This is a genomic window from Kitasatospora sp. NPDC022856, assembly GCF_055561235.1.
On the sequence record NZ_JBVHHE010000012.1, the window covers coordinates 266,764 to 276,797 of the forward strand.

At 74.8% G+C, this 10,034-nt stretch carries 10 protein-coding genes and 1 pseudogene; 4 read left to right on the forward strand and 7 right to left on the reverse strand.

Going from position 1 to position 10,034, the window contains the following annotated elements; genetic code table 11:
- Nucleotides 1-132 precede the first annotated feature (132 nt).
- Entirely contained in the window at nucleotides 133-2,448 is a 2,316-nt protein-coding gene (locus ACZ34W_RS17785) for a M9 family metallopeptidase (RefSeq protein ID WP_465605148.1), read from the forward strand.
- A 130-nt stretch (nucleotides 2,449-2,578) separates the two neighbouring features.
- On the opposite strand, the gene ACZ34W_RS17790 is transcribed toward ACZ34W_RS17785, so the two are convergent.
- A complete protein-coding gene (locus ACZ34W_RS17790; RefSeq protein WP_465605151.1) occupies nucleotides 2,579-3,085 on the reverse strand; it encodes a DUF5990 family protein in 507 nt (168 codons plus the stop codon).
- A gap of 144 nt (nucleotides 3,086-3,229) precedes the next feature.
- On the opposite strand from ACZ34W_RS17790, the gene ACZ34W_RS17795 reads away from it, so the two are divergent.
- The gene (locus tag ACZ34W_RS17795; protein WP_465605154.1) at nucleotides 3,230-3,805 is read left to right on the forward strand and encodes a histidine kinase; all 576 of its coding nucleotides are present in this window, start codon (nucleotides 3,230-3,232) and stop codon (nucleotides 3,803-3,805) included.
- 12 nt (nucleotides 3,806-3,817) lie between these two features.
- On the opposite strand, the gene ACZ34W_RS17800 is transcribed toward ACZ34W_RS17795, so the two are convergent.
- The 4 genes from ACZ34W_RS17800 to ACZ34W_RS17815 form a co-directional block, all read right to left on the reverse strand.
- Nucleotides 3,818-4,201 (reverse strand): VOC family protein, encoded by a 384-nt coding sequence (locus ACZ34W_RS17800; protein ID WP_329486570.1) that lies wholly within the window; start codon nucleotides 4,199-4,201, stop codon nucleotides 3,818-3,820.
- Nucleotides 4,202-4,441: 240 nt separating this feature from the next.
- A complete protein-coding gene (locus tag ACZ34W_RS17805) occupies nucleotides 4,442-4,834 on the reverse strand; it encodes an ArsR/SmtB family transcription factor (protein WP_329486571.1) in 393 nt (130 codons plus the stop codon).
- Between the two features lie 96 nt (nucleotides 4,835-4,930).
- Entirely contained in the window at nucleotides 4,931-6,277 is a 1,347-nt protein-coding gene (gene paaK, locus ACZ34W_RS17810) for a phenylacetate--CoA ligase PaaK (RefSeq protein WP_465605159.1), read from the reverse strand.
- Between the two features lie 128 nt (nucleotides 6,278-6,405).
- Complete coding sequence (locus ACZ34W_RS17815; protein WP_465605177.1) at nucleotides 6,406-7,311, reverse strand: LysR family transcriptional regulator; 906 nt, start codon at nucleotides 7,309-7,311, stop codon at nucleotides 6,406-6,408.
- Nucleotides 7,312-7,559: 248 nt separating this feature from the next.
- On the opposite strand from ACZ34W_RS17815, the gene ACZ34W_RS17820 reads away from it, so the two are divergent.
- Both ACZ34W_RS17820 and ACZ34W_RS17825 read left to right on the forward strand, forming a co-directional pair.
- A complete protein-coding gene (locus tag ACZ34W_RS17820) occupies nucleotides 7,560-8,255 on the forward strand; it encodes a type 1 glutamine amidotransferase domain-containing protein (protein ID WP_329486573.1) in 696 nt (231 codons plus the stop codon).
- Between the two features lie 5 nt (nucleotides 8,256-8,260).
- The gene (locus ACZ34W_RS17825; protein WP_465605162.1) at nucleotides 8,261-8,542 is read left to right on the forward strand and encodes a TetR/AcrR family transcriptional regulator; all 282 of its coding nucleotides are present in this window, start codon (nucleotides 8,261-8,263) and stop codon (nucleotides 8,540-8,542) included.
- Nucleotides 8,543-8,849: 307 nt separating this feature from the next.
- Here ACZ34W_RS17825 and ACZ34W_RS17830 read toward each other — a convergent pair whose 3' ends face one another.
- Together ACZ34W_RS17830 and ACZ34W_RS17835 are read right to left on the reverse strand one after the other, a co-directional pair.
- Nucleotides 8,850-9,584, reverse strand: coding sequence for a Mut7-C RNAse domain-containing protein (locus ACZ34W_RS17830; RefSeq protein WP_329486575.1), 735 nt, complete (start codon nucleotides 9,582-9,584; stop codon nucleotides 8,850-8,852).
- 154 nt (nucleotides 9,585-9,738) lie between these two features.
- Nucleotides 9,739-10,034, reverse strand: a pseudogene (locus tag ACZ34W_RS17835) (heavy metal translocating P-type ATPase); the annotation flags it as partial.

The following is a 10,034-nucleotide window of genomic DNA, read 5'->3' on the forward strand; positions in this document are numbered from 1 at the left end:
TTCGGTTGCGGCGGGGGCCAATCCGATCCGGGGTCTTCCCGTCGCCGTGCGACATGTGCCATTTTACATGTCACACATCGGCGGTCGCGTCCCCAACAACGCGGCCACGAACGGCCCCGGAGGCCCCCACAGATGCGTCCCTCCCGGATATCCAAGGCCACCCTGCGCAGAGTGCCCGCACTCGGCGCGGCCTTCTTCCTCGCGCTCGGCCTGTTCGCCCCCCAGAGCCACGCCGCCCCGGTCGGCCCGGCCGCGCCCGCCAAGGCCGCCACCGGAGCCACCCCGGCGGCCGCGCCGAAGGCGATCCCGGTGCCCAAGTCCCCCGACGCGAGCACCGGCGACCGCCCGCTCGCCGCCGAGAGCACCGGAAGGGCGAGCACCGCCCACCCGGCCACCGAGGCCGCGCCGGCGGCCGACAGCAAGGGCGGCAAGAACGCCAAGCAGTTCTCCGCGGCTCCGGCGGCCGTCGACTGCAACCTCTCCGGCGTGCTCGGCGCCTCGGGCGGCGCACTGGTCCAGCAGCTCACCGCGCTCCCCGACGTGACCTGCACCTACCCGCTGTTCAACCTCACCGGTGCGGACGCGGGCAAGGTCTTCCGCGAGGCCCAGATGGTGACCGTCGCCGACGCGCTGCGCACCGCCTCGGCCGGCTACGCGGGCAACAACAGCGCCTCGATCGGCCAGCTGGTGATGTTCCTGCGCGCCGGCTACTACGTGCAGGAGAACAACGCCGCCTCCGTCGGCGGCTACGGCGCCCCGCTGCAGACCTCGATCCGCGGCGCGCTGGACGCCTTCTTCGCCGCCCCGCACAGCCAGGACGTCACCGAGGCCAACGGCGCCACCCTCAACGAGGCCGTCACGCTGATCGACAGCTCGCACGAGAACGGCCGGTACGCCGGCGTCGTCAAGCGGCTGCTCGCCGGCTACAACAGCACCTGGCCGGCCTCGATGGACCTCGCCGTGCAGCACGTCGAGTGGGTCATCGAGAGCGGCTTCGACCTGGAGCACGGCGACCGCGGCTTCGTCGCCGCCCTCCAGGCCGACCCGTCCATCGCCACCGCCTGGGCCGGCTTCGTCACCCGCAACGGCGCGATGCTCAACGGCGGCGACGTCGTCACCCGGATCGGCATGCAGCTCGGCAACCTGGTCGCCGTGGACGGCCTCCGGGCCCAGGGCCGCCCCCTGGTCAAGGACCTGATCAACCGCTACCCGCTGGTCGGCGCCACCGGCCCGCTCACCATGAACCTGGTCTGGTTCACCGAGAAGAAGGACGCCGGCAACTGCACCGTCTACGGCACCTGTGACCTGCCGAAGCGGCTCGTCCCGCTGGTGCTCACCGTCGACCACACCTGCAACGCCAACCTGCGCATCCGCGCCCAGGACATGACGGCCCAGCAGCTGGCCGACACCTGCACCAGCCTGGTCAACGAGGACGCCGCCTTCCACAAGGTCATCAAGGACAACGGCCCGATCCCCGGCGACCTGAACACCAGCCTGGAGGTCGTCGCCTTCGACGACTACTACAACTACTCGCTGTACGCCTGGCTCATGTACAACATCGCGGTCGACAACGGCGGCATGTACGAGGAGGGCAACCCGGCCGCGGCCGGCAACCAGGCCCGCTTCATCGCCCACGAGGCCGACTGGCTGCGCCCCGCCTTCCAGATCTGGAACCTCAACCACGAGTACACCCACTACCTCGACGGCCGCTACAACATGGCCGGTGACTTCGAGGCCGGGATGACCACCCCGACCATCTGGTGGGTCGAGGGCATCGCCGAGTACATCTCGTACAGCTACCGCGGCGAGCGCTACGCCGCCGCCATCACCGAGGCGGGCAAGGGCACCTACAAGCTGAGCACCCTCTTCGACACCACCTACGACAACGCCGACTCGACCCGGATCTACAACTGGGGCTACCTGGCCGTCCGGTACATGCTCCAGTCGCACCCGCAGGACGTCGACGCGCTGCTCGCCAGGTACCGGGTCGGCGACTGGGCCGGCGCCCGCACCCTGCTCACCTCCACCATCGGCACCCGGTACGACGCCGACTTCGCGAGCTGGCTGACCGCCTGCGCGGCCGACAACTGCGGCACCCTGCCCGCCGACCAGGCCCCGCTCTGCGGCGCCGCCGACACCCGCCAGTTCGACAAGAACTGCCGCCGGGACAACGTCGCCGCCGCCACCGGCAACTACAGCTACAGCTTCCTGTACCTGCCCGCCGGCGTGAAGCAGCTGACCGTCACCACCACCGGCGGCTCCGGCAACGCCGACCTGTACTACAACGGCGGCAGCTGGGCCACCACCGGCTCCTACCTGGCGAAGTCCGCCAACGCCGGGAACGGCGAGACGCTGACGATCACCAACCCGCCCTCCGGCTGGGTCTACTTCAGCCTCTACGCCCAGCAGGGCTTCAACGGCGCCACCGTCACCACCCGGTACCAGTAGGCACCGAGCAGTACCGGTAGGCACCACGCAGTACCGGCAGCACCACGCAGTAGGCACCGCTCGCACCCGGCACGGCCGGCGAAGGGCCCCGCTCCCGGCGGGGCCCTTCGCCACGTCCCGGCACCGGCCGTCACTCTCCGGCCCCGGCCGGCCCGGCGGACCAGGCGACCAGCGGCGGCCGGACGGCGGCGCAGAGCGGGTGCCCCTTGACGTCGGTCAGCCCGAGCCGGGCCACCAGGGTGCCGCCGCGCACGGCCGCGTCGGCGGTGTCCGGATCGACCGCCGCCAGCATCAGCTTGGCCCGACGGAACATCGTGAAGCCCTCCGGCCCGGCCGCGACCCCGTCCGTGCGGCCGCTCGCGATCCAGGAGAGGTAGACGAACCGCGCCCCCGGACCGCCCTGGACGTAGGGGCCGAGCAGGTCCACTCCCGACGGGAGCGGCTTCGCGGTGCACTCCAGGGTCCAGGCCGCCCGGGCCGCGTCGCCCGGCTGCGGGTCGAGCAACTCGCCCGGCCGGCCGCGCCGTTGCACGGCGACATGGATGTCCTGGTAGCCCGGGAACCCCGGCGCCGCGGGGCAGCTGCGCCCCGGGAGGTCGGTCGCCTCGATCCTGATCCGCACGCTCGTGTTCGCCATGGGCACCATCCTCGCGCGCCGGACCGGCCCGGCGTCCGCACCGGGGCGGGGGCCGCGGGGACTCCCGCATTCCTGTGGCAGGCCCGCCCGCCCGCCGTCAGGATGGGAGGCCAGGGAACACAGCCCCGACCCGATCGGACCGCGATGACCGACCAGCACAACGTCGTCCTGCTCACCTTCCCGGACCCGTCCGCCTGCCGGCCCGCGTTCGAGGAGGCCGAGCACCTGCCCGGCCTCCGGCAGGCCGCCGTCCTGGAGCGCTCCGCCGACGGCCTGCTGGAGACCAAGGACGGCTACGCGCGCGGGGCCGGGGTGGCCACGGTGGGGTCGGGCGTGGTCGGCGGCCTGATCGGGCTGCTCGGCGGGCCGATCGGCTCGCTGCTCGGGTTCGCGGCCGGCGCGGCGCTCGGCAACGCCGCCGAGGAGGGCCGCGCCGCCACCGGCGGGGCCGGGCTGATCGTGCTCTCGCCGCGGGTGCCCGACGGAGCGGCGGTGCTGGTGCTGGACATCCGCGAGGCGTCCCCGGCCGCCGCCGACGAGTTCGCCGCCCGGCACGGGGCGACGGTCGAGCGGATCGACGCGGAGGACTTCGCCGGGCAGGTCCGCGCCGCCGAGGAGCGCGCCGAGACCCCGGCGGACGACGGGCCGGACGGCCCCGACACGGACGGTGGGCCGGGCGCGGCGGACGGGCCGCAGCGGACGGACGGCGCCGGGGCCTGACGGCGGCCCGCGCTACGGCGCGGGGCGGACGATCCGCCGGACCAGCTCCGCCGTCCACTCCACGTACTCGATCTCGGCGCCGTCGGCGTGCCGGGCGTAGAGGAAGCGGCCGGTCGGCGCGGGCGTCTCGGGGGTGGTGATCACCGCCCCGGCGGCCAGCAGGGTGGCCCTGAGCTCGTCCAGGTCGCTGACCACGACGGTCGCGGTGGCGTGCGCGTACCGGGCGCGCTCCCCGGCCGTACCGGCGATCACCAGGAAGTCCCCGACGGCCGCCAACTCGACGGCCTCGAAGCCCAGTCGCAGGTCGGGCTCGGCGCCGGTGAGCGTCCGCAGCAGCGGCAGGGCCTCGTCGAGGCTGTCCACCCAGAGGCGGGCGTAGGTCTTCAGGATGGCCATGGGTGCTCCGAATCGTCCGGACCGCGGCGGCACTCGCCGCCGATCGCCCGCTCACCCTAGGCACGGGAGGCGCGGGCGGAGAAGAACGCACTTTCCGGTGACCGGGGCACCTTCCGGTGACCGACCCCCCGTCACGGACCGGGCGGGCGCGGGGCCACGGCCGCCGGGTGCGGCGGCTCAGTCGTGCTGCCCTCAGTCGTGCGGCGGCTCAGTCGTGCGGCGGCTCAGCCATGCGGCGGCTCAGTCATGCGGCGGCAGCCCGCTGATCTGGTGGTCGGCGACGTTGAGCGCCTCGTTGACCAGCCGGCGCAGATGCCCGTGCCGCAGGGCGTAGACCACTCGCCGCCCGTCCTTGCGGGTGGTGACCAGGCCCGCCAGCCGGAGCTTGCCCAGGTGCTGGCTGACCGACGGCCGCGCCGCACCGCACGCCTCGGTCAGCGTGGTCACGTCGGCCTCGCCCTCGCCCAGGCGCTGCAGCAGCGCGAGCCGGGTGCGGTCGGCGAGCAGCGCGAGGACGGCGGCGGCGGTCTCCAGCCGCTCGTCGCCGGGCGGGCGCTTCGCGTCGTCCGGCGACGGCCCGCCGACCGGCTGTTGCGACCGATGTGCACCTGACAGCCGCACGCTCCCGCTCATGGCCACATCGTAGAGCGCTCACCCGTTCGCGCGCGGCGCGGGACGACGGCACGGGCGGCTGTGCGGACGGCGGCGCCCTCGGGGCCGCCGGCGGGCTCACCGCTCCCGCAGGTCCACCACCCGGCGGATCTTCCCCACCGAACGCTCCAGGGTGTACGGCTCCACCACGTCGACCTCCACGGTGACGCCGACGCCGTCCTTCACGCCCCGGGCGATCGCCGCGGCGGCGGCCTCGCGCTGCTCGGGCGCGGCGTCCGGGCGGGCCTCGACCCGGACCGCCATCCGGTCCAGCCGGCCCTGCCGGGTGAGCCGGAGCTGGAAGTGCGGTGCCACCGCGGGGGTGCGCAGCAGGATCTCCTCGATCTGGGTCGGGAAGACGTTCACCCCGCGCAGGATGATCATGTCGTCGCAGCGGCCGGTGACCTTCGCCATCCGCCGGAAGGCGGGCCGGGCCGTCCCCGGCAGCAGCCGGGTGAGGTCGCCGGTGCGGTACCGGACGACCGGCAGCGCCTCCTTGGTCAGCGAGGTGAACACGATCTCGCCGCTCTCGCCGTCGGGCAGCACCCGGTCGGTGAGCGGGTCGACCACCTCCGGGTAGAAGTGGTCCTCCCAGATGTGCAGCCCGTCCTTGGTCTCCACGCACTCCTGGGCGATGCCCGGGCCCATCACCTCGGAGAGGCCGTAGATGTCGACGGCGTGGATGTCCATCCGCTCCTCGATCTCGTGGCGCATCGCCTCCGTCCACGGCTCGGCGCCGAAGATGCCGACCCGCAGCGAGGTGCTCCGCGGATCGACGCCCTGCTTCTCGAACTCGTCGAGCAGGGTGAGCAGGTAGGAGGGGGTGACCATGATGATCTCGGGCCGGAAGTCCTGGATGATCTGCACCTGCCGGGCCGTCATCCCGCCCGAGGCGGGGATCACCGTGCAGCCCGCCCGCTCGGCGCCGTAGTGGGCGCCGAGACCGCCGGTGAACAGCCCGTACCCGTAGGCGACGTGCACCTTGTGGCCGCGCCGGCCGCCGGCCGCCCGGATGGAGCGGGCCACCACGTCGGCCCAGACCGAGAGGTCGTGCTCGGTGTACCCGACCACGGTGGGCCGGCCGGTGGTGCCGCTGGACGCGTGGATCCGGCGGACCTCCTCCACCGGGACGGCGAACATCCCGAAGGGGTAGCTCTCCCGCAGGTCGGCCTTGGTGGTGAAGGGGAACCGGGCGAGGTCACCGAGCGTGCGGCAGTCCTCGGGGGCCACCCCGGCCGCGTCGAACTTGCGCCGGTACAGCTCGACGTGGTCGTACGCGTGGCGCAGGGTGGCCCGCAGGTGCCGCAGCTGGTGCTCGGCCAGCTCCCCGGCGGTCATCCGCTCCCCGGCGTCGAGCAGCTCGGCCGGGAGCGGCTCCCCCCGGCGCCCGCCCGGCGGGTTCGGGTCGGTCGTTCCTGCGCTCATCGCGTCTCCTCCGCCGTCTCCGCCCAGCTCAGCCGCCGACCGATCATTCGGTCAGTGTTCGACGGGCCAAGTAATCCAGCACCCGAACCGGCTGTCAAGGGACGCGGCCCCGGGCGGCCGGCGATCGCTCACCAGGTGCGGGCGGCCGCCAGCAGGTGGTCCCGGACCCGGGCCACCCGGCCGTCCGGGTCGGCGCCGGGGCGTTCCACGAGGTAACCGGTGTTGATCGGCGGGTCCTCCGGGTCGTCCAGCAGCACCAGCCGGCCGTCGGCCAGCCGGTCCGCGCAGAGGTAGCGCGGGACGACCGCGAAGCCCGCGCCGGCGGCCACCGCGGCGACCACCCCGCGCAGGTCGGGCACGGTCAGGGCGGCCCGGCAGGCGAGCCGGCGGCCGAACACGTGGCGCCAGTAGCGGCGGACGATCGGCAGGTCCTCGGCGTAGGCGACCAGCGGTACCCCGTGCAGGGCGGCCGGGCCCTCGGCCGCGAGCCGCCCGCCCAGGCGCTCGGCCCAGACCGGCGCGGCGACCAGGACGAACTCCTCGTCGCCCATCGGCACGGCCGACAGGGCGCGCCCGCGCGGTCTGCTCGTCGCGATGACCAGGTCGTGGCGGCCCGCGCGCAGCTCCTCCAGCAGCGGCTCGGTCAGGCCCGCGGTCACCCGCAGCCGGACGCCCCCGGCGACCAGCGGGGCGAGCGCGGGCAGGACGAGTGTGCCGAGTAGTTCGGCGGGCCCGGCCAGGTGGACCGGCTCGCCCTCGGCCTCGGGGCGCGCGCCGGGGCCGGTGGCGGCGGCGAGCGCGTCCAGCGGACCGGCGATCCGGGCGGCGAGTTCGTCGGCGGCCGGCGTCGGGGCCACCCCGCGCGGCAGCCGCTCGAACAGCTCGCGCCCGCCCTGGCGCTCCAGCGCCCGGATCTGGGTGGTCACCGTGGGCTGGGAGAGGCCCAGCACCTGGGCGGCGGCCGTGAACGACCCGGCCCGGTGGACGGCCAGGAAGGTGCGCAGCAGGTTGAGGTCGGCGGGCCCGGCCGGCAGCGGTGACGGCACCGGTGGCACGGCGGACTCCTCGGCGTCGGGGCGGTTCACCCGGCAAGCCTATTCCTCGGCACCCATTGGAATGCCTATGGCAGCCATCGGATCAGCCATTGGTGACACCCGGGAGACCCGGCCTATCGTCGGGTCCATCGCCGAACTGACGGTCCGGACCGGAAACGTCAGTGCATCCAGGGCGTCAGACCGTACACCGGGCCCGACGGCCCCTCCCGCAGAGAAGAGCCCCCAGCATGTCGAAGATCCTCTTCGTCCTCACCGGCGCCACCTACTGGACGCTGGCCGACGGCACCCAGCACCCCACCGGCTTCTGGGCCGACGAGGCCGTCGCCCCGTACGAGGCGTTCCGGGCCGCGGGCCACACGGTCACCGTCGCCACCCCGGGCGGGGTGATCCCGACCGTCGACTCGGGCAGCCTGGCCCCCGAGTTCAACGGCGGCGAGGAGGGCGCCGCGAAGGTCGCGGCCGCGCTGGACACCTTCGTGGAGCTGCGCCACCCCGTGCGGCTGGAGGACGTGGACCTCGCCGACTACGACGCCGTCTTCTACCCGGGCGGCCACGGCCCGATGGAGGACCTCGCCGTCGACCCCGTCTCCGGCCGGCTGCTGGTCGCCGCCCTGGCGTCCGGCAAGCCGCTCGGCGTGGTCTGCCACGGACCGGCCGCGCTGCTGGCCGCCGGGCTGCCGGACGGCTCCAACGCCTTCGCCGGCTACCGGCTGACCGGCTTCACCAATGCCGAGGAGACCCAGGCCGGCCTGGCCGGCAACGCGAAGTGGCTGCTCCAGGACCGCCTGGTCGCGGCGGGCGTGGACTTCCAGGAGGGCGAGCCGTGGGCCCCGAAGGTGGTCGTCGACCGCAACCTGGTCACCGGTCAGAACCCGGCCTCCGCCGCCCCGCTCGCCGTCGAGCTGCTGAAGAAGCTGGCCTGACGGCCGTGGCCGCCGACCGGCTGGACGAAGTCCTCGACGCCGCCTACGCCTGCCTCACCCGGTACGGCGTGCGGCGCACCACGATGGACGACATCGCCGGTGCCATGGGCGTGTCCCGATCGGCGGTCCACCAGTACGTCCGGGGCGAGGACGACGCCTTCCGCCGGCTCGCCGAGCGCCTGCACCGGCAGGCGCTCGCGCGGGCCCGGCGGGCCGCCGCCGCGCCGGACGCCCCCACGCCGAGCGCGTCCGCGGCGTGCTCGCCGCCAAGTTCGACCTCGCCCTGACGCTTGCCGGGGACTCCCCGCACACCGCCGAACTCCTGGACGGCGGGGCCAGGTTGTTCGCCCCGCCTGTGCCGCCTTCGGCGCCGAGCCGCGCGGCCTGCTCACCGGGCTGTTCACCGAGTCGTTCGCCGAGTCGTTCGCCGAGGCCGGGCTGGCCGCCGACGCCGCCGCGCCCGCCGGTCCGGGCCGGTCCGCGCGGGTGGGGCCGGCCGAGGCCGCCGAGATCGGCCTCGCCCTGGTGCGCGGCCTGGAGTCCGCGCCGAACGCCCGGCACCTCCACGGCCAGGGGCTCAGGCGGCCGGGGCGCTCAGGCGACGACCGGGGGGCCGAACTCGCGGACGGCGTCGGCCACGATGGCGTCGAGCGTCGCGTGGTGGGCGCCCCGCCAGTAGGCCTGCCCGCAGTCGGTGCACTGCGCGAACGCGTCGTACGACCGCTCGGTGCCGTCCCGGAGCTGGTCCTGCACCGAGGTCTTGGCGACGGTGCGCAGCGTCCCGTTGCAGGTGGTGCACCTGCTCCAGGGGGCGAGCGGGGGCGCGAAACGCGAGAGCACGTCCCGCAGCTGGTCGGCGGGCCGGTGGCTGTAGACGTAGGCGCCCGCCCAGAGTTCGCGGCGGCGCAGCAGACCGCGGTCGCGCGAGAGCATCACACGCTGTTCGGCGGCCGAGCGGGCCGCCAGCGCGGCGTCGCCGATGTCCGGGTTCTCGTAGGCGGCGTCGACGCCCAGCAGCCGCAGCCGGCGCGCGAGCGTCCCGAGGTGGACGTCGAGCAGGAACCGGGGCGGCTCGGCCGATGCCTGCGGCCTCCGGACGGCCCGCACCGAGACCTGCTCGCCGGCCCCGGGGATGTGCGCGGCGGCCACCGGCCGCCCGTCCACGAGCAGTTCGCCGACCTCGGTGAGCGGGACGCCGAGTGACTCCACCACGTGTCCGAGCGTCGCGGCCCCGTCGGTCCGCAGCGCGGACCGCTCCGCCCGCCGCCCGGCGGGGAGGAAGACGTGCAGGTCGGGGGCGAAGCTCAGCCAGATCTCCGGTCTCTCCACCCCGCCAGCATGCCAGCGGGCGGGCGGTGGCGGCCAGCACTTTTCGACGGCCGCGGCGGGGCCGCCGCGCCGCCGGCCCCGGCCCGCTCCCGAAGATGCCCGGCCGCTCCCCACCCGTCGGGGGTGGGGAGCGGCCGGGCGGTGCGGGCGGGCGTCAGCGGAAGGTCCGGAGCCGGAGGCTGTTGCCCACCACGAAGACGGAGGAGAAGGCCATGGTGGCGCCGGCGATCATGGGGTTCAGGAGGCCGGTGGCGGCGAGGGGGAGGGCGGCGAGGTTGTAGCCGAAGGCCCAGGCGAGGTTGCCCTTGATGGTGGTGAGGGTGGTGCGGGCGAGGCGGATGGCGTCGGGGGCGGCGGTGAGGTCGCCGCTGACGAGGGTGAGGTCGGCGGCCTGGATGGCGGCGTCGGTGCCGGTGCCGAGGGCGAGGCCGAGGTCGGCGGTGGCGAGGG

What these genes read in the sequence shown, in the direction of transcription:
- ACZ34W_RS17795 (WP_465605154.1), top strand. Translation starts at nt 3,230, where the DNA reads ATGACCGACCAGCACAACGTCGTCCTGCTCACCTTCCCGGACCCGTCC.
- ACZ34W_RS17790 (WP_465605151.1), bottom strand. Translation starts at nt 3,085, where the DNA reads ATGGCGAACACGAGCGTGCGGATCAGGATCGAGGCGACCGACCTCCCG.
- ACZ34W_RS17785 (WP_465605148.1), top strand. Translation starts at nt 133, where the DNA reads ATGCGTCCCTCCCGGATATCCAAGGCCACCCTGCGCAGAGTGCCCGCA.
- ACZ34W_RS17820 (WP_329486573.1), top strand. Translation starts at nt 7,560, where the DNA reads ATGTCGAAGATCCTCTTCGTCCTCACCGGCGCCACCTACTGGACGCTG.
- ACZ34W_RS17805 (WP_329486571.1), bottom strand. Translation starts at nt 4,834, where the DNA reads ATGAGCGGGAGCGTGCGGCTGTCAGGTGCACATCGGTCGCAACAGCCG.
- paaK (WP_465605159.1), bottom strand. Translation starts at nt 6,277, where the DNA reads ATGAGCGCAGGAACGACCGACCCGAACCCGCCGGGCGGGCGCCGGGGG.
- ACZ34W_RS17800 (WP_329486570.1), bottom strand. Translation starts at nt 4,201, where the DNA reads ATGGCCATCCTGAAGACCTACGCCCGCCTCTGGGTGGACAGCCTCGAC.